Here is a 20,029-nt window from a genome sequence, read left to right on the forward strand (position 1 = left end):
CTAACACGAGAGGAGTCCACCATGGAATGGCTAATTTTCCTGATCGTCGTGGTTGCGGTAGTTGCCGGAGTGTTCTGGGCCAAGAAGTATTTCCGCAACGAGATTGACCGTGCCAAGCGCATCAACCGGGCAAACAAGAACCAGTAGGCAGCACACCGGCGGCAGGGCTCAGCTGCCCGCCGCTGCGGATTTCTTACGGGCCCGGCCCAGGGCCTGGTACCAGTAGTAGGACTCTTTGGGCGTCCGCTCCAGGCTGTCAAAGTCGACGTGCACCAGTCCGAAGCGCTGTGAATAGCCTGCAGCCCATTCAAAATTGTCCAGCAGCGTCCAGACGTAGTACCCGCGCAAGTCAACGTCGTGCGCGATGCCGCCCGGGGCTGTCGCTTCCAATGCATGCCGCAAATGGCCGGCGATGAAATTGATCCTGTTGTCGTCCTGGATAGGGCCTGTGACGTGGTCCGGTTCCGGGAAACTGGCGCCGCTTTCCGTGATGTACACCGGAGGCAGGGCATCCAGGTACCGGTCCTTCAGTTCCCGCAGCAGGATGCCCAGGTGCTCCGGTGCCACCGGCCAGCCGAATCCGGTAGTGCTGTACTCCGGAAAGGGTTCCTGGTGGAACGGGACCCGGACCATGGCTTCCGCAGGTCCGGTCGGGCTCTCCGCCGGGCCCCTGCCGGCGGCCACTTTTGTCGGGTAGTAGTAATTGAGCCCGTAGAAGTCCAGAGGCTGATGGATAGTGCGCAGGTCGGCGTCGGAAATCCTGCCCAGGGCGCGGAACCATGGCCTGGCGATCAGCGGCGGGCGCGGGTAATGGCCCAGGAGCACGGGGTCGGCGTAGATCCTGTTGAGCATCAGGTCGAACACCGTGGCGATGAGCCTGTCCATCAGCTTGCCGGTGGCCGGCCGGACCGGGGAGTGCAGGTTGGTGACGCCTATCCCGCCGGTCACTCCCTCGCTCCGCAGCGCCTGGACAGCCAGCCCGTGGGCAAGCAGCTGATGGTGGACGGCGGGCAAGGAATTGAACAGCAAATCCCTGCCTGGTGCATGGACACCGAGCGCGTAGCCGTTCAACACCACGGAGGCGGGTTCGTTGAGGGTGACCCATTGGGCTACCCGGTCGCCGAACCGGCGGCCGGCGGCGGCGGAGTATTCGGCAAAGCGTTCAGCGGTGGCTCGGTTCATCCAGCCGCCGTCGTGCTCCAATGGAAGCGGTGTGTCCCAGTGGTAGAGGGTGGCCATCGGGGAGATGCCGGCCTCGAGGAGGTGGTCGATCAGGCGGTCGTAGAAGTCAAGGCCCTGTTCGTTCAAGCGGCCGTGGCCGTCGGGCTGGATCCGGGGCCAGGAGATGGAAAACCGGTACGAGTCCACGCCCAGGTCACGCATGAGCGCCACGTCTTCCGGGAACCGGTTGTAATGGTCGCAGGCCACCGCGGGTGAGTGTCCGTCCACGATGACACCGGGTTTTTCAGCGAAGGCATCCCAGCCGGACGGTCCCCGGCCGCCTGACGCCAGGGCGCCTTCAATCTGGAACGCGGCTGAGGCGACGCCAAGGGTGAAGGAGGGCGGCAGGCGGTCGGCGAGCTCGCTTACTGAAACAGCATTCTCCACCGTCATTTCCCTATCATCTAATCGGAAGTTGCCGAAGGCAATGACCCTCCGAAAGGGCCACTGACTTGCACGGCCCCCTGGCAGAGTTGTTGATTCGCTTCTGCGGATAATTTCCGGCATACTAGATGAGTTGTTCAAGCGCTTCTTCGCGTCCCGATCCGGATAATGCCGGATGCCAGGGTCCAAGTTGAAGACCAAACATAACCCACCCCAATGGAACTGCGGATTTGTATGCGTGCCAAGCGCGACACGCCCGACCGCGGGGGTCGGTTACGCCGGCAAGGTGAGGAACCCGGATTCATCCGGATTCAGTTTGTGCGGCGGATGGTGGTTACGACCTCAATTGCTTCGGCAGCCATACAACGAGTAAGTGAACAGGGCAGCCCCAACCAGGGGAAGCACAGACTGAAAGAGAGTCAGGCGACATGGCGGGACAAAAAATCCGCATCCGGCTGAAGTCATACGACCACGAGGTCATTGACGTTTCAGCCCGGAAGATCGTTGAGACGGTCACGCGCGCAGGCGCAACGGTAGTGGGCCCCGTGCCGCTGCCGACGGAGAAGAACGTGTACTGCGTCATCCGCTCTCCGCACAAGTACAAGGACAGCCGCGAGCACTTTGAAATGCGCACGCACAAGCGTCTTATCGACATCATCGATCCCACGCCCAAGGCTGTCGACTCGCTCATGCGTCTCGACCTGCCGGCAGACGTGAACATCGAAATCAAGCTGTAGGGAGGTGCTGAGAGACTATGACCGCAACCCGTAACGTAAAGGGCCTGCTGGGCACGAAGCTCGGCATGACCCAGGTCTGGGACGAGAACAACAAGCTCATCCCCGTCACTGTGGTCCAGGCAGATTCGAACGTCATCACCCAGCTGCGCAACGCAGAAGCTGATGGCTATGTCGCCGTTCAGATCGGCTACGGCCAGATCGATCCCCGCAAGGTCACCAAGCCGCTGGCTGGGCACTTTGAAAAGGCAGGCGTCACGCCTCGCCGCCACGTCGTCGAACTCCGTACCGCAGATGCTGCTGAGTACGAGCTGGGCCAGGAGCTGTCTGTTGAGCTCTTTGAAGCCGGCCAGAAGATCGACGTCATCGGCACCACCAAGGGTAAGGGCTTCGCCGGTGTGATGAAGCGTCACGGCTTCCACGGCGTTGGAGCTTCCCACGGTGCCCACAAGAACCACCGTAAGCCCGGTTCAATCGGTGGCGCATCCACCCCGAGCCGCGTCTTCAAGGGCATGAAAATGGCCGGCCGCATGGGCGCCGTTCGTCACACCACGCTGAACCTCACCGTTCACGCGGTTGACGTCGAGAAGTCGCTGCTCCTGATCAAGGGTGCCGTTCCCGGCGCCCGCGGCCAGGTCGTACTCGTACGCACTGCCGTGAAGGGAGCCTAGTTAAATGACTAGCACTGTCAAGGTTGACCTGCCTGCAGAGATCTTCGACGTTCAGACCAACGTGCCGCTGCTGCACCAGGTCGTCGTTGCCCAGCTCGCTGCTGCTCGCCAGGGTACCCACAAGACCAAGACCCGCGCCGAAGTTTCCGGTGCAGGTCGCAAGCCGTTCAAGCAGAAGGGCACCGGCCGCGCCCGTCAGGGTTCCATCCGTGCTCCTCACATGACCGGTGGTGGCGTTGTCCACGGTCCCACACCGCGTGACTACAGCCAGCGCACACCCAAGAAGATGATTGCTGCTGCACTGCGCGGCGCACTGTCTGACCGGGCCCGCAACGGACGCATCCACGTTGTCGCCGAACTGGTGGAGGGCACCAAGCCGTCCGTCAAGACCGCACTGGCAACACTGCGCGGAGTTTCCGAGCGCAAGAACCTGCTGGTTGTCATCGAGCGCGCCAACGACGTTGCTGCACTGTCCGTGCGCAACCTCGCCGGTGTTCACGTTCTGTACGCAGACCAGCTGAACACCTACGACGTTCTCGTCTCTGACGACGTTGTCTTCACCAAGGCTGCCTACGAAGCATTCGTTGCTGACAAGGCAGTGGCAAAGAACGAGGAGGATGCCAAGTGAGTGCAGCCACCATCAAAGACCCGCGCGACGTCGTGCTTGCACCCGTCGTCTCGGAAAAGAGCTACGGCCTGATCGATGAGGGCAAGTACACCTTCCTGGTGGACCCCCGCTCGAACAAGACCGAGATCAAGCTGGCCGTGGAGAAGATTTTCTCCGTCAAGGTCGACTCGATCAACACCATCAACCGTGCCGGTAAGCGCAAGCGCACCAAATTCGGATGGGGTACCCGCAAGAACACCAAGCGTGCGATTGTCACCCTCAAAGAAGGCACTATCGACATCTTCGGCGGTCCGCTCGCGTAGCGGAGACCACTTTAACGAGGAAATAAATTATGGGAATCCGTAAATACAAGCCGACTACCCCGGGCCGTCGTGGCTCGAGCGTAGCGGACTTCACCGAAATCACGCGGTCGACTCCGGAAAAGTCGTTGGTACGTCCGCTGCCCAAAAAGGGCGGCCGTAACAACACCGGTAAGATCACGACCCGTCACAAGGGTGGTGGCCACAAGCGCCAGTACCGTCTGATCGACTTCCGTCGCCACGACAAGGACGGCGTCAACGCCCGCGTTGCCGAAATCGAGTACGACCCGAACCGTACGGCTCGCATCGCACTCCTGCACTACGTTGATGGCACCAAGCGTTACATCATCGCCCCGAACAAGCTGGCCCAGGGTGACTTCGTAGAGGCAGGTGCCAACGCTGACATCAAGCCTGGCAACAACCTGCCCCTGCGCAACATCCCGGTAGGTACCGTCATCCACGCAGTTGAACTGCGTCCGGGCGGCGGCGCCAAGATGGGCCGCTCCGCCGGCGCATCGATCCAGCTCGTAGCCAAGGAAGGCCGCTTCGCCCAGCTGCGACTGCCTTCCGGTGAAATCCGCAACGTTGACGTGCGCTGCCGCGCTACCGTCGGCGAGGTCGGCAACGCCGAGCAGTCGAACATCAACTGGGGTAAGGCCGGCCGCATGCGGTGGAAGGGCGTCCGCCCGACCGTCCGTGGTGTCGCGATGAACCCGGTTGACCACCCGCACGGTGGTGGCGAGGGTAAGACGTCCGGTGGACGTCACCCCGTCAACCCGAACGGTAAGCGGGAAGGCCGCACCCGGCGTCCCAACAAAGAGAGCGACAAGCTTATTGTTCGTCGCCGTCGTACTGGCAAGAACAAGCGATAGGAGCCTGGACACATGCCACGCAGCCTGAAAAAAGGTCCTTTCGTTGACCAGCACCTCTTTGTGAAGGTAGCCAGGGAAAACGAAAAGGGCACCAAGAACGTCATCAAGACCTGGTCCCGCCGCTCGATGATCATCCCCGACATGCTCGGGCACACGATCGCCGTGCACGACGGACGCAAGCACATCCCGGTGTTTGTCACCGAGTCGATGGTCGGGCACAAGCTCGGCGAATTCGCTCCCACGCGGACATTCCGCGGCCATGTCAAGGACGACCGTAAGGGCAAGCGCCGCTAGGCGCCTGCACTTACGTCAAAGACGAGAGAAGGAAAGCAATGGAAGCCAAGGCAATTGCGCGTCACATCCGCGTAACGCCTATGAAGGCCCGGCGCGTCGTCAACCTTGTTCGTGGTAAGCAAGCGAATGAGGCTCTGGCAATTCTGAAGTTTGCCCCCCAGGCAGCTTCGGAGCCGGTATTCAAGGTAGTACAGTCGGCAATCTCCAACGCCCGGGTCCTCGCGGACCGCGACGGCGTGGCGTTTGACGAAGGTGACCTCATCATCAGCGAAGCGTTTGTTGATGAAGGCCCGACCATGAAGCGGTTCCAGCCGCGTGCCCAGGGTCGTGCATTTCAGATCAAGAAGCGCACCAGCCACATCACCGTGGTAGTCGCTACCCCGGAGAAAGAGGAGGCTCGCTAAGTGGGACAGAAAGTAAACCCGCACGGGTTCCGACTCGGCATTACCACCGATCACGTATCGCACTGGTTCGCTGACAGCACCAAGGCCGGCCAGCGGTACAAGGACTTCGTTCGCGAAGACATCCGCATCCGCCAGCTCATGTCTGTTGGCATGGAGCGCGCCGGCATCGCCAAGGTCGAGATCGAGCGCACCCGTGACCGTGTCCGCGTGGATATCCACACGGCACGTCCCGGCATCGTCATCGGCCGTCGCGGCGCAGAAGCAGACCGCATCCGCGGCGAGCTCGAGAAGCTGACGGGCAAGCAGGTCCAGCTGAACATCCTCGAGGTCAAGAACCCCGAGATGGAAGCACAGCTTGTTGCCCAGGGCGTTGCTGAGCAGCTGACTTCCCGCGTGGCTTTCCGCCGTGCGATGAAGAAGGCCATGCAGTCCGCTCAGCGTGCAGGTGCCAAGGGCATCCGTATCGCCTGCTCCGGTCGACTGGGCGGCGCTGAAATGTCCCGCTCGGAGTTCTACCGCGAAGGCCGTGTGCCCCTGCACACCCTCCGCGCGAACATCGACTACGGCTTCTACGAGGCCAAGACCACCTTCGGCCGTATCGGCGTGAAGGTCTGGATCTACAAGGGTGACGTCACCGCCAAGGAACTGGCCCAGCAGGCAGCTGCTGCTCCGTCCCGTGGCCGCGGCGCCAGCGACCGCCCGGGCCGCCCGGGTGGCGCTGACCGTGGTGACCGCCGCCGTCGTACCGACCGTCCGGCCGCCGAAGCAGCTCCTGCTGCCGAAGCTCCGGCAGTTGAGGCTGCTGCTGCAGTAGAAGGAGGACAGGCTTAAATGCTTATCCCACGTCGAGTCAAGCACCGTAAGCAGCACCACCCGGGTCGTTCCGGCGCTGCTACGGGCGGCACCAAGGTCTCCTTCGGTGAGTACGGCATCCAGGCCCTGAGCCCGGCATACGTCACCAACCGTCAGATCGAGTCTGCACGTATCGCGATGACCCGCCACATCAAGCGTGGCGGCAAGGTCTGGATCAACATCTACCCGGACCGTCCCCTCACGAAGAAGCCTGCCGAAACCCGCATGGGTTCCGGTAAGGGTTCGCCGGAATGGTGGGTCGCTAACGTCAAGCCGGGCCGGGTTCTCTTTGAGATCTCCGGCGTCGAAGAATCGGTAGCCCGCGAGGCCCTGCGCCTGGCAATCCACAAGCTCCCGTTGAAGGCACGCATTCTGCGTCGCGAAGGTGGTGAATAGAAATGGCAGTAGGATCCAAGGAACTTGCATCCGCACAGCTGGACGGTTTCGACAACGAGCGTCTCGTTGAAGAACTCCGCAAGGCTAAGGAAGAGCTGTTCAACCTGCGTTTCCAGTCCGCCACCGGTCAGCTGGAGAACCACGGTCGTCTGCGCGCGGTAAAGAAGGACATCGCCCGCATCTACACCGTTCTCCGTGAGCGCGAGCTGGGCATTCGTGCCGAGGTTGCCGCACCGGTTGTGGAAGCCAAGGAAGAAAAGAAGTCCAAGAAGTCAGCAACCAAGAAGGCCGAGACGGCTGAAACGGTTGAGACCGAGGAGGACGCCAAGTGAGTGAAAAGGACGAGAACGTGACGGAAACTGTTTCTGCTGAGGCAGCTACGGCTGAGCAGCGCGGTTACCGTAAGACGCGTCGCGGCTACGTGGTCTCTGACAAGATGGAAAAGACCATCGTTGTTCAGGTTGAAGACCGCGTGAAGCACGCTCTGTACGGCAAGGTCATCCGCCGCACCTCGAAGGTCAAGGCACACGACGAGCAGAACACCGCCGGCATCGGCGACCTCGTGCTCATCGCCGAGACCCGCCCGCTGTCCGCCACCAAGAACTGGCGGCTTGTGGAGATCCTCGAGAAGGCCAAGTAACACCTGCAGTATCCGCTGGTAACAGCCGCTGCACCGAAACCCCCGCTCCCGTATGGGACCGGGGGTTTCTGCGTTGATGGCCGGCCGGGTGCCAGGCTCCATGTCACGACGGGCACGCTTTTGGCGAACGTACGACGGCGGCGGGCCGGCTTTGCGGGGGAGCGGCACCCCTGGCGGGCCAAAAGACTGCCCTGCGTGACGCCGTCGTGCATTGCAGCAGCATGCCCCCTCTGTGATATGGGGGGATAGCCATGACTGTGCTAGGATATTGAGTTTGTATGGCGCCGTTCGTGCGCCGTCATCTACCTCGTAAACAATCGTGCCACGGCATAGTGCCCCCACGCGCTCCAGCTCCGTCTGGATCGGCCTGGGAAGCAAATGTTTTTGGCACGGGCGTTTAGGCCTGGTCTGGCAAAATCCAGGCAGGTCAAGAGACACCCCGATCAACCGTTCCGCAAGGCTCATTCCGTAGGAAGATTTTCGGTCTGAGAACCAGCGCGACGCAAGGAGTAAATAGTGATTCAGCAGGAGTCGCGACTCAAGGTCGCCGACAACACGGGTGCTAAGGAAATCCTTACCATTCGCGTTCTCGGTGGATCTGGCCGTCGCTACGCAGGCATTGGCGACGTCATCGTCGCTACCGTCAAGGACGCAATCCCGGGCGGCAACGTAAAGAAGGGCGATGTTGTCAAGGCAGTCATCGTCCGTACCAAGAAGGAACGCCGCCGTGCGGATGGTTCCTACATCAAGTTTGACGAGAACGCAGCTGTGATCCTGAAGGCTGACGGTGACCCCCGCGGTACCCGTATCTTCGGACCGGTTGGTCGTGAACTTCGTGACAAGAAGTTCATGAAGATCGTTTCTCTGGCTCCGGAGGTGCTCTAGTCCATGGCTAAGATCAAAAAGGGTGACCTCGTTCAGGTCATCACTGGCGCCAAGGCTGAGCGCGGCGGCGACCGTGGCAAGCAGGGCAAGGTTCTGCGCGTATTCCCTGAGACCAACCGCGTGCTGGTCGAAGGCATTAACCGCGTAACCAAGCACACCAAGGTCGGTCAGTCGCAGCGCGGCACGAAGACCGGTGGCATCGAGGTTGTCGAAGCTTCGATCCACATCTCCAACGTGGCTCTGGTTGACCCGTCCACCAAGAAGCCCACCCGCGTCGGTTTCCGCACCGAGACCGTTGAGCGCGATGGCGTGAAGCGTGAAGTGCGTGTTCGCGTGGCCAAGAGCTCCGGGAAGGACATCTAATGACTGAGACTCTCGAGACTCCGGCAACGAAGATCGTTCCTCGTCTGAAGACCAAGTACGCCGATTCCATCAAGAGCACGCTCATTGAGGAATTCAAGTACGAAAACGTCAACCAGGTTCCCCGCCTGGTGAAGGTCGTTGTGAACATGGGTGTTGGAGATGCCGCCAAGGACTCCAAGCTGATCGACGGCGCTGTCCGTGATCTGACCCTGATCACCGGCCAGAAGCCGCAGGTAACCAAGGCCCGCAAGTCGATCGCACAGTTCAAGCTGCGCGAAGGCATGCCCATCGGCGCGCACGCAACTCTGCGTGGAGACCGCATGTGGGAATTCCTGGATCGTCTGGTCACGCTGGCTCTGCCCCGTATCCGCGACTTCCGCGGCCTCAGCGGCAAGCAGTTCGACGGCAACGGCAACTACACCTTCGGTCTGACCGAGCAGGTTATGTTCCACGAAATCGACCAGGATTCCATCGACCGCGTACGCGGCATGGACATCACGGTTGTTACCACTGGCAAGACCGATGACGAAGGCCGCGCGCTGCTGAAGGCGCTTGGTTTCCCGTTCAAGGCCGAAGACTAATCTAACTACGTAACAGGTCCTTCGCTGAGGCACTTATGCGGCGGCGAGGAAACCGTTATGAGGAAGGGCAAGAGCCCACATGACTATGACAGATCCTGTCGCAGATATGCTTACGCGTCTGCGCAATGCAAACTCGGCATACCACGATTCCGTGACCATGCCGTACAGCAAGCTCAAGGCACGCGTTGCCGACATCCTGAAGGCCGAAGGTTACATCGCCTCCTGGAAAGAAGAAGACGCTGAGGTTGGCAAGAAGCTGACCCTCGAGCTCAAATTCGGTCCGAACCGCGAGCGTTCCATCGCTGGCGTTCGTCGTATTTCCAAGCCGGGACTGCGCGTTTACGCAAAGTCCACCAACCTGCCGCACGTGCTCGGTGGCCTGGGTGTCGCAATCCTGTCCACCTCTTCCGGCCTCCTGACTGACAAGCAGGCCGGCAAGAAGGGCGTGGGCGGCGAAGTCCTCGCTTACGTCTGGTAACGGGAAAGGAAGAGAATAATGTCACGTATTGGACGTCTCCCCATCACCGTTCCTGCCGGCGTTGAGGTCAAGGTTGACGGCTCTGTCGTCAGCGTCAAGGGTTCCAAAGGCGAGCTGAACCACACTGTGGCCAGCCCGATCGAGGTTTCCCTGGACGCAGACACCCTGACTGTCGCCCGCCCGAACGACGAGCGCGCCTCCCGTTCACTCCACGGCCTGACCCGCACCCTGATCTCCAACATGATCGAGGGCGTTACCAAGGGCTACGAGAAGAAGCTTGAAATCGTTGGTACTGGTTACCGCGTTCAGGCCAAGGGATCTGACCTTGAGTTCGCTCTCGGCTACAGCCACCCGGTCAATGTCTCCGCACCGGACGGCATCACCTTTGCAGTTGAGACCCCGACCAAGCTCTCTGTTTCAGGTATCAACAAGCAGCAGGTCGGCGAGGTTGCTGCCAACATTCGCAAGCTTCGGAAGCCGGACCCCTATAAGGGCAAGGGCATCCGTTACGCAGGCGAAGTCATCCGCCGCAAGGTCGGAAAGGCTGGTAAGTAACCATGGCCATCTCAATCAATAAGAAGCGTACGAACAAGAGCAAGTCTGCTTCGCGCAGCCGCCGCCAGCTTCGTATCCGCAAGCGCATCTCCGGAACGGCTGTACGTCCTCGTCTGGTCGTCAACCGCTCCGCACGCCACGTATTCGTCCAGGTTGTCGATGACACCAAGGGCCTGACCGTAGCGAGCGCGTCCACACTGGAAGCCGACCTTCGTGCATTCGATGGTGACAAGACTGCCAAGGCCAAGCGCGTTGGCGAGCTCGTTGCCGAGCGCGCGAAGGCTGCCGGCGTCGAAGCTGTTGTCTTCGACCGCGGTGGTAACAAGTACCACGGCCGCATTGCCGCCGTCGCTGACGGTGCACGTGAAGGTGGGCTGTCACTGTGACGGAAGCAAACAAGGAAAAGGACACTGTGTCTGCAGATCAGAAGGCGACTGAAGCCGTAGCTGCTTCGGCCACTGAGACCACTGCCCCCGCTGCTGCCGATGACCGCCGTGGTGGCGCTCGTCGTGGCGAGCGTGGCGACCGTGGCCAGGGCCGTGGCGACCGTGGTGGCCGTGGCGGCCGCGACGGCGGCCGTGAAGCCGAGAAGAGCCAGTTCGTAGAGCGCGTCGTTACCATCAACCGCGTTTCCAAGGTGGTCAAGGGTGGTCGTCGCTTCAGCTTCACCGCACTGGTCGTCGTTGGTGACGGCAACGGTATGGTCGGCGTTGGCTACGGCAAGGCTAAGGAAGTTCCTGCCGCTATCGCGAAGGGCGTTGAAGAGGCCAAGAAGTCCTTCTTCCGCGTACCCCGCATTGGCAACACCATCCCGCACCGCGTTCAGGGTGAGGCTGCTGCCGGCGTCGTTATGCTGCGTCCGGCTTCCGCCGGTACCGGTGTTATCGCCGGTGGTCCGGTCCGTGCAGTACTGGAGTGCGTGGGCATCCACGACATCCTCTCCAAGTCGCTCGGTTCCTCCAACGCCATCAACATCGTTCACGCGACTGTTGACGCCCTGAAGCGCCTCGAAGAGCCGGCAGCAGTGGCAGCACGCCGCGGCCTGCCGCTGGACGAGGTTGCGCCGCCGGCAATGGTGAAGGCTCTCCTGAACCAGAAAGTGGGTGTCTGAGGATGGCTAAGAACCTGATTCCCTCCGACGCCCAGTTGGAGATCACTCAGATCAAGTCCGTCATTGGCGGCAAGCAGAACCAGCGCGACACCCTTCGGTCCCTCGGCCTGAAGCGGATCGGACACACCGTTGTCCGCACCGCCGACGCCGTGACCGTGGGAATGCTCAACACGGTTCCGCACCTGGTAAAGGTAGAGGAGGCGAAGTAAATGGCAGAGAAGAACACCGCCGAAAAGGCACAGGGCGCCGCTGCTGAGAAGCAGAACGCCCTGAAGGTTCACCACCTGCGTCCCGCCCCGGGTGCCAAGACCGCCAAGACCCGTGTTGGTCGTGGTGAAGGTTCCAAGGGTAAGACCGCTGGTCGCGGTACCAAGGGTACGAAGGCCCGCTACCAGATCAAGGCTGGCTTTGCCGGCGGCCAGCTGCCGCTGCACATGCGCCTGCCGAAGCTGCGCGGCTTCAAGAACCCGTTCCGGGTTGAGTTCCAGGTTGTAAACCTGGACAAGCTCAACGAGCTGTTCCCGGAAGGTGGCGCAGTCACCGTGGAGAACCTGGTCGAAAAGGGTGCCGTTCGCAAGAACCAGCCCGTTAAGGTGCTTGGCACCGGCGACATCACCGTCAAGGTTGACGTCACCGCCCACGCATTCTCGGCCAGCGCCGCTGAAAAGATTGCCGCAGCAGGCGGAAGCACCACCGCTCTCTAGAGTCGGTGGGGCACATGCCCGTTGTTGGACTCCCGGGATTCGGGGCCGCGAGGCCTCGGGTCCCGGGAGTTTTTCGTTTTCCAGGCTTTCCGGATTATCCGTGAACAGCCTCCACCCGTTAGACTCGGTTGTTGGGTTTATTCACCCTGCTCCCATGACTTCATTTAAACCACTCAGGAGGACGCTTGCTTAGCGCATTTGGCCGGGCCTTTCGCACGCCTGATCTGCGACGCAAGTTGTTGTTCACGCTGGGAATCATCACAATCTTCCGCTTGGGTGCCTTCATCCCCTCGCCTGGTGTGAACTACCAGAATGTCCAGCAATGCTTGTCGCAAGGTCAGACCGCAGGCGGGCTCTACCAGCTCGTCAACCTGTTCAGCGGCGGTGCATTGCTCCAGGTGTCCATCTTTGCCCTGGGAATCATGCCGTACATCACGGCGAGCATCATTGTGCAGCTGCTCCGGGTGGTCATTCCCCGGTTCCAGGAGCTGTACGAGGAAGGTGCGTCCGGCCAGTCCAAGCTGACCCAGTACACCCGGTACCTCACCATTGCCCTGGGCCTGCTCAACGCCACGACCCTGGTGTCGCTGGCCCGTTCAGGGCAGCTGCTACCCGGCTGTAACCTCGCAATCATTCCGGATAACACCATCATCACCACCATCCTGATCATCATCACGCTGACGGCTGGAACCGGCCTGATCATGTGGATGGGCGAGCTCGTCACCGAAAAAGGTGTGGGCAACGGCATGTCGCTGCTGATCTTCACCTCGATTGCCGCCGGCTTCCCGACCTCCCTCGGCGCTATCTGGAAGACCCAGGGTCCGGGGACGTTCTCCCTGGTGCTCATCATCGGGCTGCTGACTGTCGCGCTTGTGGTGTTCGTGGAGCAGTCCCAGCGGCGCGTCCCGGTGCAGTACGCCAAGCGGATGATCGGCCGCCGCACCGTCGGCGGGACCAGCACGTACATTCCCATCAAGGTGAACATGGCCGGCGTTGTCCCGGTGATCTTCGCGTCCTCGATGCTGTACCTGCCCGGCCTGATTTCGCAGTTCAACCAGCCCAAGGCTGGCGAACCGGTGCAGCCCTGGGTTGAGTGGATCAACAACAACCTGACCAAGGGCGATCACCCCATTTACATGGCGTTGTACTTCGTCATGATCGTTTTCTTTACCTACTTCTACGTCGCGATCACCTTCAACCCTGAAGAGGTCTCGGACAACATGAAGAAGTACGGCGGTTTCATCCCCGGTATCCGCGCCGGCAAGCCGACGGCGGATTACCTGCAGTACGTGCTCTCCCGGATCACCCTGCCCGGCGCCATGTATCTTGGCCTTGTGGCGCTGATCCCGCTGGTGGCCTTGGTGCTGATCCAGGCGAACCAGAACTTCCCGTTCGGTGGCACCTCGATCCTGATCATGGTGGGCGTGGGCCTTGAGACCGTCAAGCAAATTGATGCGCAGCTACAGCAACGTCACTACGAAGGGCTTTTGCGATGACGAGAATGTTGATTATTGGACCACCCGGCTCCGGCAAGGGGACACAGGCGGAACGCATTTCGGAGCGCCTCGGCGTTGTGGCGATCTCCACCGGTGATATCTTCCGCGCCAATGTGAAGGGCGAGACGCCGCTTGGCATCGAGGCCAAGAAGTACATGGACAACGGAGACTTCGTCCCGGACAGCGTCACCAACAAGATGGTCCGGGACCGCCTCAGCGAAGAAGACGTGCAGAGCGGCTTCCTCCTGGACGGCTACCCCCGCACGACCGCACAGGTGGACTACCTGGATGAGATCCTCGCCCAGGGCGAAGAGAAGCTCGACGTCGTCCTGCAGCTGACTGCCGACGACGAGGAACTCGTGACGCGCCTGCTTGGGCGTGCAAAGGAAACCGGTAGGAGCGACGACAACGAAGCCGTCATCCGCCACCGGTTGGACCTTTACCACGAGCAGACCGAGGCTGTTGTGGCCAAATATGCAGAGCGTGGCATCCTGACCCAAGTTGACGGCATCGGCGCCATCGACGAAGTCACGGACCGCGTGATGCAGGCTATCAAGGCGGCGCAGGCAGCCTGATCCAGGCAAGGAATTATTCGAGGCTCCTCCCGGTTTCCGGGAGGAGCCTCAGCCATTGAAAGGACACACCCCCATGGCCTTCGGCCAGCCCCGTATCGAATACAAGACAAACGCCCAGATGCGCACCATGCACGAGGCAGGCCTTGTCCTGAGCCGTGCACTGGACGCCGCCGTCGCCGCCGCCGTTCCCGGAGTCACCACCAAACACCTCGACGAAGTGTTTGCGGCGGTGCTCAATGAGGCCGGGGCGAAGTCGAACTTCCTGGGCTACCACGGCTTCCCGGCCACCATCTGCACGTCCGTGAACGAGGAGGTGGTGCACGGCATCCCCGGCAGCCGAATCCTCAACAACGGTGACATCATCTCCATTGACGGCGGAGCGATTGTGGACGGCTGGCACTCCGATTCGGCGCGCACCGTCATCGTGGGGGAGCCGGACCCTGAGGACCAGCGGCTCTCGGATGTCACGCAGGCGGCCATGTGGCATGGCATCGCTGCGCTGGCGAAGGGAAGCCATGTGGGCGACATCGGCGCGGCCATCGACGATTATGTGTCCTCCGTGCCCGGCAAGCCGTTGGGCATCCTGGAGGACTACGTCGGCCACGGCATCGGCTCGGAGATGCATATGGCACCGGACGTGCTCAACTACCGCACCAGCCACCGCGGGCCCAAGCTCCGTGCCGGACTGTGCCTGGCCATTGAGCCCATGCTTGTCCGCGGGAGCATTGAAACGGCCGTCCTGGAGGACGACTGGACCGTGGTGACGACGGACGGCCAGCGCTCCTGCCAGTGGGAGCATTCGGTGGCGGTCCATGAAAAGGGCATCTGGGTCCTGTCCGCCCCCGACGGCGGCGCGGAACACCTGGTGCCCCTCGGCGTCGTACCCGTCCCTATACCGTAGGCGCACAGACGGAGCGCCGTCTGTCGTTCTGAACCTCGAAGCGACAGACGGCGCCAACCAGCCCGGGGGAGGCTACGCCTTGAGCCTCGGCTTGACGTCCTTGGTGTAGATGCCCTGGAGGGTTGCCTTGAGCTCGGTCATTGTTGCCTTGACATCGCCCTGCTGGGTGAGGATCTTCGCGGCGGCCTTGGCCATTTCCTGGTCCGCGCCGGGCAGGAACACGCGGGCATTGTCCTGGACGCGGGTGACTGCCAGCTGGTCCATGGCTGTCTTGATTTGCGGTGTCGCGGCCAGGACCGCGGTCATGTCCGCCGACACGCGGGTGGGCATGTAGCCTGTTGCCGCCGAAAAAGCGGCCGTGTTTTCAGGCTCGGTCATGAACTGCAGGAACATCGCTGCGGCAAGCTGCTGTTCCTTGCTGACACCGCTCGGAATGCCCAGGCCGGCGCCGCCGGTGGGGCATACGCCGGTCTCCGCCCTGGATCCGCCCGGCAGGAAGCCGACTCCGACGTTGAACTTGGCGGAGGTGAGGATGCCGATCAGCGAGCCGGTGGAGGAAAGGGTTGCCGAGGCCAGTCCTGCGGCAAAGTCGCCTGCGGATTCCTTGGAGGAGACCCCGGCCCAGCCGTCCTTGTAGACCGAGTCCTGGGCGGCCTGCAGCGCCGCCACGGATGCATCTGAATCACAGGTGATGTCCCAGTCCTTGGACCAGCCGCCGCCCTCGCCCCAGAGGTTGTTCTGCAGGGTCCAGCCGGCGTAACCGGCCAGGGCGGGGTGCATGAACGCGTACTGGGCACCGGAGGCCGCCTTGAGCTTCGGGGCCCACCCGGCAAATTCCTGCCACGTCTTGGGTGCACGGTCAGGCAGTCCTGCAGCCGCGAAGTGGTCCTTGTTGTAGTAGAAGAGCGGCGTGGAACGGCCATAGGGGAGGGCCCACTGCTTGCCGGCGTACTTGTAGTCGTCCACCAGCGAAGTGCGGAAGTCATCCAGCTTGACGCCCAGCTGCCTGACGAGCGAATCGAGAGGAATGATGCTCTCGTTCAGGTAATAGCGGAACCACCAGACATCCGAGAGCACCACCAGGGCGGGAAAGCCGGACTTGGCCGCCTGGGCGGTCTGGAACTTCTGTGCGATGTCCTCGTAGTTGGCGCCTGCCGTCACCAGGTTGACCGTGATGTCCGGGTACTTGGCGTGGAACTTGTCGATGATGCTCTTTTCGACATCCTGGGACTTGCCCGGGTGGTTGGACCAAAAGTCGATGGAGGCCGCAGGGGTGACACCGCTGAAGTCGATGTCAGCCGCTGGTGTGGCCACCGATCCGGCAGTGGTTGTCGGTCCGCCACAGGCGGACAGGGCGGCGGCACCAGCCCCGGCAAGCGCGAGGAAGAGCCGTCGGTCAAGTGTCAAGGTCATGGTGGTGCCTTTCGGTTGGTCCCTCAGTCGGGCCGGATGCATGGTGGATGGCGGAAGATTCGACGGCGGTGCTCGTGTATTGACTAACCGGTGACGCTGCCCTGGGTCAGGCCGGCGACGATGTAGCGCTGGAGCATGGCGAAGATGACAAGGATGGGGATGATAACGAGGACGGCGCCGGCCATCATGATTCCCCAGCCGGCACCGTTCCCCTCGGAGTTTTGCAGGAGGGTCAGTCCGACGGGAAGCGTCATGCTTTCCGGTTTATCGGTGATGATGAGCGGCCAGATGTAGTCGTTCCATTCGCTCACTACGGTCACCAGGGCAACCGTCGCGATCGACGGAACGGACACGGGCACTACGATCTGCCAGATCCTCCGCCAATGGCCGGCACCGTCGATCTCAGCGGATTCGAGGATGGAACCCGGCAACGCGAGGAAATGCTGACGCAGCAGGAACGTGCCAAAGGCGGTTCCCAGCCCGGGCAGGATAATGCCCCACAGGGTGTTCTTCCCGCCCATCCCGGCGATCAGGACGTAATTGGGAAGGATGGACACCTGCGCCGGAACCATCAGCGCCACGAGGATCAGCACAAAGATGACGTTCTTGAAGGGAAAGCGCACAAACGCCAAGGCATAAGCGGTGAGGACGGCCAGGATCACCTTGATGGCTGATCCCACAATGGTCACGATGGTGCTGTTCAGGAAGAACTGCCCGAACGGCACTGTGGTCATCGCAATCCGGTAGTTCTCCAGGTCCAGGCCGGCCGGAAGGATCTTCATATCCAGCGTGACGATTTCGCCGGGCTGCTTGAAAGAACTCACCATCATCCACAGCAACGGCAGGAACACGACGAGGACTGCAACTGCCAGCGGTACGTAGCCGGCCACTACGGTCCGGACCAGATTCGAACGGGAGAGGGGCCGCTCACGGGGAGGGACGGCGTCGGACGTTGAAACTTCCGGCTGCACATCTGCAGGGACGAGTGTGCTCACGAGTAGTGGACCTTCCTCTCGACGAATCGCAGCTGTATAACTGTGATGACCAGCAGGATGGCGAAGAGCACCACGGAGATGGCGGCGGAGTAGCCGGCACGGTTGTAGGCGCCAAAGGCCTGCAGGTAGGCCTCGTAGATCAGGGTGCTGGTGCCGCTGCCGAGGGGTGTCATGATCCGGATGAGGTCAAAGGCCTGCAGGGAGCTGAGCATGGTGGTGATCAGCAGGAAAAAAGTGGTGGGGGAGAGCAGCGGCAAAGTGATACTGACGAAGCGGCGGTAGCTGCTGGCACCGTCCAGTGACGCGGCCTCCATGACGTCCTGGGGGAGGGACTGCAAACCGGCAAGGAACACCACAGCGCAGTAACCCAGGTTCTTCCAGACGTACACCACAAGCACCATCACCAGGGAAAGCCGGGGATCGTTAATCCACTGCGGGCTCTGCTGGCCCAGGCCGCGGAGGATCCAGGCGAGGACGCCGTAGCCCGGATCGAATATGAACAACCAGACCAGGCCTACGCCCACCCCGGACAGCACATACGGCGCAAATACGGCCGAGCGGGCGAACGTGGTGCCGCGGACTTTGGAGTTCAGTGCCAGCGCCACCAGAAGTCCCAACACCATGGAACCGCCTACCGTAACGGCGGTGAACACAGCCGTGGTCCCGAGCACCTTCCCGGCGTCGGCGCTGGTGAAGAACGTGACGTAGTTTTCCATCCCCACGACGGTGGCCGAGGCGGATCCGAGCGTCCAGTTCAGCGTGGAGTAATAGATGTTGTTCAGGAGCGGCAGGTAAGTGAAAACGGCGATGAGCAACAGGTTGGGCAGGGCAAGGGCCAGGAAGGTAAAGAAGTCCCTGCGTGCCCTTCCTGGCCAGCGCTTCCGGCTGGCGGCTGCGTGTGTGCCGGAAGCGGGGGCAGCCCGGGTTGTTGCCTGCCTGTCGGTGAGTTGTGGAGTCATGGATCTCTAACGGGAAAGGCCTGGTGGCAGGCGCAGGGGCGGGGATCTGCCTTCACTCCACCACACCTACGCCCCTGGCAGACGCCCGGAGGCAGGTTCCCGGGCATTGTTGGCCAAGCCTTCGTTGACGGTTAACTGCCTGTTGAGCGGAGGATTGCAAAACGTTCGTTTTGGAATCCGGTTCCGCTGCTTCTGGGCGGGCAGGAGCACAATGGAGCCTATGGGAGCCATTACTGACGTGCCGGGGATCCGTGTGGGCCACCAGCAGAAGACCGACGGCGGCTGGCTGACCGGCGTCACAGTTGTTCTGCCACCGCCCGGAACCGTCGGTTCCGTGGACGTCCGCGGGGGCGGTCCGGCAACCCATGAGACGGACGCCTTGGATCCCACCACCCTGGTCTCCACCGTGGATGCCGTAGTGCTCACGGGGGGCAGCGCCTATGGCCTGGTCAGTGCGCACGGCGCCCAGCGCTGGTGCGAGGAGAATGGCAGGGGCTTCGGCATTAGCGGCGGAGTAGTGCCCATCGTGCCCGCCGCCGCCATCTTCGACCTCGGCCGCGGCGGCGATTTCGCGGCCCGCCCGGACGCCGCGATGGGTTACGCGGCAACCGCGTCCGCGGCTGCCGAGATGGAAGGGCACGACGTCGGACGCGGCAACGTGGGAGCCGGTACGGGAGCGCTGATCGGACGGCGCCAGTTCAAAGGCGGAGTCGGCACAGCGTCCGTCACCCTCGACAACGGGGTCGTCATTGGGGCTTTGGCGGTAGTGAACGCCTTGGGCCTGCCGTTCCTGTTGACCGACGCAAATGCTGAGCCTGGCACCGAGCGGACCGGGGCGGAACCACAGCAGCTGAACACCACGCTCGTCGTCGTTGCCACCAACGCCGTCCTGGACAAGACCGAGTGCAACCGGACGGCCTCGGCCGCCCAGGCAGGGATAGCAAGGGCGCTCAATCCGAGCCACACCCTGGCCGATGGTGACACGGTGTTTTGCCTGGCCACAGGCGGGATCACCCTGGATCGCAGCACCGAAGCTGCCCGGCAGATCAGTCTCATTACCCTGCAAAGTGCGGCAGCCGACGTCGTCCGTTCCGCCATCCTTGACGGGGTCTTCAGCGCGGAAGCGGTGACAACCCCGGCAGGCGAATATGGTGCGTTCGGGAGCTCATTGCGCTAACATGGCTGGATTTAACATTCACGCCGAAGTGGCGTAGTGTTGTTTGTTGGTTGTCTGCCCTGCCACGCCCATTTGCGGCCGGCTGTTTGACGATCAATCAATCACAAAACGTTCGTAGCCATGCCCGGTGCAATCCGGGGGGATGCGGCAACAACAGTTAGCGGAGGGTATGGCCAAGAAGGACGGGGTCATTGAGATCGAGGGCGTTGTGACTGAGGCGCTGCCTAACGCGATGTTTCGCGTTGAGCTCACCAACAAGCACATCGTTCTGGCACACATCTCAGGCAAGATGCGCCAGCACTACATCAGGATCCTTCCTGAGGACCGGGTAGTGGTGGAACTGAGCCCTTATGACCTCACTCGGGGTCGTATCGTCTACCGCTACAAGTAAATTCTGGGCAGCCCCGGCATGAGCTGAGGCTGCTCCAGTTGACCAACTGC

Annotated in this window: 30 protein-coding genes; 26 read left to right on the forward strand and 4 right to left on the reverse strand. The window is 61.8% G+C overall.

Annotation, left to right across the window (positions count from 1 at the left end; genetic code table 11):
* Nucleotides 1–21 precede the first annotated feature (21 nt).
* On the forward strand, nucleotides 22–147 hold the full coding sequence (locus QFZ40_RS04595; RefSeq protein ID WP_306903123.1) for a hypothetical protein: 126 nt from the start codon (nucleotides 22–24) through the stop codon (nucleotides 145–147).
* Between the two features lie 21 nt (nucleotides 148–168).
* Here the strand turns inward: QFZ40_RS04595 and QFZ40_RS04600 are convergent, their stop codons facing one another.
* Nucleotides 169–1,614: a GH1 family beta-glucosidase gene (locus tag QFZ40_RS04600; protein ID WP_306903124.1), complete on the reverse strand. Its 1,446-nt coding sequence runs from the start codon at nucleotides 1,612–1,614 to the stop codon at nucleotides 169–171.
* 419 nt (nucleotides 1,615–2,033) lie between these two features.
* Between QFZ40_RS04600 and rpsJ the strand changes: the two genes are divergently transcribed.
* From rpsJ to map, 23 genes are all read left to right on the forward strand, one after another.
* Complete coding sequence (rpsJ, locus tag QFZ40_RS04605) at nucleotides 2,034–2,342, forward strand: 30S ribosomal protein S10 (protein WP_003803825.1); 309 nt, start codon at nucleotides 2,034–2,036, stop codon at nucleotides 2,340–2,342.
* 17 nt (nucleotides 2,343–2,359) lie between these two features.
* Nucleotides 2,360–3,010, forward strand: a complete 651-nt coding sequence (gene rplC, locus QFZ40_RS04610) for a 50S ribosomal protein L3 (RefSeq protein ID WP_258802904.1) — start codon at nucleotides 2,360–2,362, stop codon at nucleotides 3,008–3,010.
* 4 nt (nucleotides 3,011–3,014) lie between these two features.
* Nucleotides 3,015–3,638, forward strand: a complete 624-nt coding sequence (gene rplD / locus QFZ40_RS04615) for a 50S ribosomal protein L4 (RefSeq protein WP_190987323.1) — start codon at nucleotides 3,015–3,017, stop codon at nucleotides 3,636–3,638.
* Nucleotides 3,635–3,940, forward strand: coding sequence for a 50S ribosomal protein L23 (gene rplW, locus QFZ40_RS04620; RefSeq protein WP_066293292.1), 306 nt, complete (start codon nucleotides 3,635–3,637; stop codon nucleotides 3,938–3,940). Before rplD ends, rplW begins: the two co-directional genes overlap by 4 nt.
* 29 nt (nucleotides 3,941–3,969) lie before the next feature.
* A complete protein-coding gene (gene rplB / locus QFZ40_RS04625) occupies nucleotides 3,970–4,809 on the forward strand; it encodes a 50S ribosomal protein L2 (RefSeq protein ID WP_306903125.1) in 840 nt (279 codons plus the stop codon).
* A gap of 12 nt (nucleotides 4,810–4,821) precedes the next feature.
* Complete coding sequence (gene rpsS, locus QFZ40_RS04630) at nucleotides 4,822–5,103, forward strand: 30S ribosomal protein S19 (protein ID WP_003803803.1); 282 nt, start codon at nucleotides 4,822–4,824, stop codon at nucleotides 5,101–5,103.
* A 38-nt stretch (nucleotides 5,104–5,141) separates the two neighbouring features.
* Nucleotides 5,142–5,507 carry a 50S ribosomal protein L22 gene (rplV, locus tag QFZ40_RS04635; RefSeq protein WP_003803798.1) on the forward strand — a complete coding sequence of 122 codons (366 nt, stop codon included), beginning with the start codon at nucleotides 5,142–5,144 and terminating at the stop codon, nucleotides 5,505–5,507.
* On the forward strand, nucleotides 5,508–6,338 hold the full coding sequence (gene rpsC, locus QFZ40_RS04640; protein ID WP_214960723.1) for a 30S ribosomal protein S3: 831 nt from the start codon (nucleotides 5,508–5,510) through the stop codon (nucleotides 6,336–6,338). It begins immediately after the preceding gene.
* Entirely contained in the window at nucleotides 6,339–6,755 is a 417-nt protein-coding gene (rplP, locus tag QFZ40_RS04645) for a 50S ribosomal protein L16 (RefSeq protein WP_013601829.1), read from the forward strand.
* 2 nt (nucleotides 6,756–6,757) lie between these two features.
* Nucleotides 6,758–7,087 carry a 50S ribosomal protein L29 gene (rpmC, locus tag QFZ40_RS04650; protein WP_306903126.1) on the forward strand — a complete coding sequence of 110 codons (330 nt, stop codon included), beginning with the start codon at nucleotides 6,758–6,760 and terminating at the stop codon, nucleotides 7,085–7,087.
* Nucleotides 7,084–7,395, forward strand: a complete 312-nt coding sequence (rpsQ, locus tag QFZ40_RS04655) for a 30S ribosomal protein S17 (RefSeq protein ID WP_306903127.1) — start codon at nucleotides 7,084–7,086, stop codon at nucleotides 7,393–7,395. The genes rpmC and rpsQ overlap by 4 nt, the downstream gene beginning before the upstream one ends.
* A 516-nt stretch (nucleotides 7,396–7,911) precedes the next feature.
* Nucleotides 7,912–8,280, forward strand: a complete 369-nt coding sequence (gene rplN, locus QFZ40_RS04660) for a 50S ribosomal protein L14 (protein ID WP_024366126.1) — start codon at nucleotides 7,912–7,914, stop codon at nucleotides 8,278–8,280.
* Between the two features lie 3 nt (nucleotides 8,281–8,283).
* Nucleotides 8,284–8,643, forward strand: a complete 360-nt coding sequence (gene rplX / locus QFZ40_RS04665) for a 50S ribosomal protein L24 (RefSeq protein ID WP_066436866.1) — start codon at nucleotides 8,284–8,286, stop codon at nucleotides 8,641–8,643.
* Nucleotides 8,643–9,224 carry a 50S ribosomal protein L5 gene (gene rplE, locus QFZ40_RS04670; protein ID WP_306903128.1) on the forward strand — a complete coding sequence of 194 codons (582 nt, stop codon included), beginning with the start codon at nucleotides 8,643–8,645 and terminating at the stop codon, nucleotides 9,222–9,224. The genes rplX and rplE overlap by 1 nt, the downstream gene beginning before the upstream one ends.
* A gap of 79 nt (nucleotides 9,225–9,303) precedes the next feature.
* Nucleotides 9,304–9,702 carry a 30S ribosomal protein S8 gene (gene rpsH / locus QFZ40_RS04675; protein ID WP_018773673.1) on the forward strand — a complete coding sequence of 133 codons (399 nt, stop codon included), beginning with the start codon at nucleotides 9,304–9,306 and terminating at the stop codon, nucleotides 9,700–9,702.
* An 18-nt stretch (nucleotides 9,703–9,720) separates the two neighbouring features.
* Complete coding sequence (gene rplF, locus QFZ40_RS04680; RefSeq protein ID WP_306903129.1) at nucleotides 9,721–10,257, forward strand: 50S ribosomal protein L6; 537 nt, start codon at nucleotides 9,721–9,723, stop codon at nucleotides 10,255–10,257.
* Nucleotides 10,258–10,259: 2 nt separating this feature from the next.
* Nucleotides 10,260–10,643 carry a 50S ribosomal protein L18 gene (rplR, locus tag QFZ40_RS04685; RefSeq protein WP_066293270.1) on the forward strand — a complete coding sequence of 128 codons (384 nt, stop codon included), beginning with the start codon at nucleotides 10,260–10,262 and terminating at the stop codon, nucleotides 10,641–10,643.
* The gene (gene rpsE / locus QFZ40_RS04690; protein ID WP_306903130.1) at nucleotides 10,640–11,368 is read left to right on the forward strand and encodes a 30S ribosomal protein S5; all 729 of its coding nucleotides are present in this window, start codon (nucleotides 10,640–10,642) and stop codon (nucleotides 11,366–11,368) included. The genes rplR and rpsE overlap by 4 nt, the downstream gene beginning before the upstream one ends.
* Before the next feature lie 2 nt (nucleotides 11,369–11,370).
* Nucleotides 11,371–11,577: a 50S ribosomal protein L30 gene (rpmD, locus tag QFZ40_RS04695; protein WP_267275868.1), complete on the forward strand. Its 207-nt coding sequence runs from the start codon at nucleotides 11,371–11,373 to the stop codon at nucleotides 11,575–11,577.
* Nucleotides 11,578–12,072: a 50S ribosomal protein L15 gene (gene rplO / locus QFZ40_RS04700; protein WP_051628706.1), complete on the forward strand. Its 495-nt coding sequence runs from the start codon at nucleotides 11,578–11,580 to the stop codon at nucleotides 12,070–12,072.
* Nucleotides 12,073–12,257: 185 nt separating this feature from the next.
* Nucleotides 12,258–13,568 carry a preprotein translocase subunit SecY gene (gene secY / locus QFZ40_RS04705; RefSeq protein WP_306903131.1) on the forward strand — a complete coding sequence of 437 codons (1,311 nt, stop codon included), beginning with the start codon at nucleotides 12,258–12,260 and terminating at the stop codon, nucleotides 13,566–13,568.
* Nucleotides 13,569–13,573: 5 nt separating this feature from the next.
* Complete coding sequence (locus tag QFZ40_RS04710; protein ID WP_306906817.1) at nucleotides 13,574–14,143, forward strand: adenylate kinase; 570 nt, start codon at nucleotides 13,574–13,576, stop codon at nucleotides 14,141–14,143.
* Nucleotides 14,144–14,216: 73 nt separating this feature from the next.
* Nucleotides 14,217–15,044 carry a type I methionyl aminopeptidase gene (map, locus tag QFZ40_RS04715; RefSeq protein WP_306906818.1) on the forward strand — a complete coding sequence of 276 codons (828 nt, stop codon included), beginning with the start codon at nucleotides 14,217–14,219 and terminating at the stop codon, nucleotides 15,042–15,044.
* 72 nt (nucleotides 15,045–15,116) lie between these two features.
* Here map and QFZ40_RS04720 read toward each other — a convergent pair whose 3' ends face one another.
* From QFZ40_RS04720 to QFZ40_RS04730, 3 genes are all read right to left on the reverse strand, one after another.
* On the reverse strand, nucleotides 15,117–16,457 hold the full coding sequence (locus QFZ40_RS04720) for an ABC transporter substrate-binding protein (RefSeq protein WP_306903132.1): 1,341 nt from the start codon (nucleotides 16,455–16,457) through the stop codon (nucleotides 15,117–15,119).
* A gap of 83 nt (nucleotides 16,458–16,540) precedes the next feature.
* On the reverse strand, nucleotides 16,541–17,452 hold the full coding sequence (locus QFZ40_RS04725; protein ID WP_373427390.1) for a carbohydrate ABC transporter permease: 912 nt from the start codon (nucleotides 17,450–17,452) through the stop codon (nucleotides 16,541–16,543).
* Nucleotides 17,449–18,411 carry a carbohydrate ABC transporter permease gene (locus QFZ40_RS04730; protein ID WP_306903133.1) on the reverse strand — a complete coding sequence of 321 codons (963 nt, stop codon included), beginning with the start codon at nucleotides 18,409–18,411 and terminating at the stop codon, nucleotides 17,449–17,451. The genes QFZ40_RS04725 and QFZ40_RS04730 overlap by 4 nt, the downstream gene beginning before the upstream one ends.
* A gap of 220 nt (nucleotides 18,412–18,631) precedes the next feature.
* Between QFZ40_RS04730 and QFZ40_RS04735 the strand changes: the two genes are divergently transcribed.
* Nucleotides 18,632–19,588, forward strand: coding sequence for a P1 family peptidase (locus QFZ40_RS04735; protein ID WP_306903134.1), 957 nt, complete (start codon nucleotides 18,632–18,634; stop codon nucleotides 19,586–19,588).
* 169 nt (nucleotides 19,589–19,757) lie between these two features.
* Nucleotides 19,758–19,979 (forward strand): translation initiation factor IF-1, encoded by a 222-nt coding sequence (infA, locus tag QFZ40_RS04740; protein ID WP_009358723.1) that lies wholly within the window; start codon nucleotides 19,758–19,760, stop codon nucleotides 19,977–19,979.
* The last annotated feature ends 50 nt before the right edge of the window (nucleotides 19,980–20,029 follow it).

The organism is Arthrobacter pascens (assembly GCF_030816475.1).
Taxonomy (GTDB): Bacteria; Actinomycetota; Actinomycetes; order Actinomycetales; family Micrococcaceae; genus Arthrobacter; species Arthrobacter pascens_B.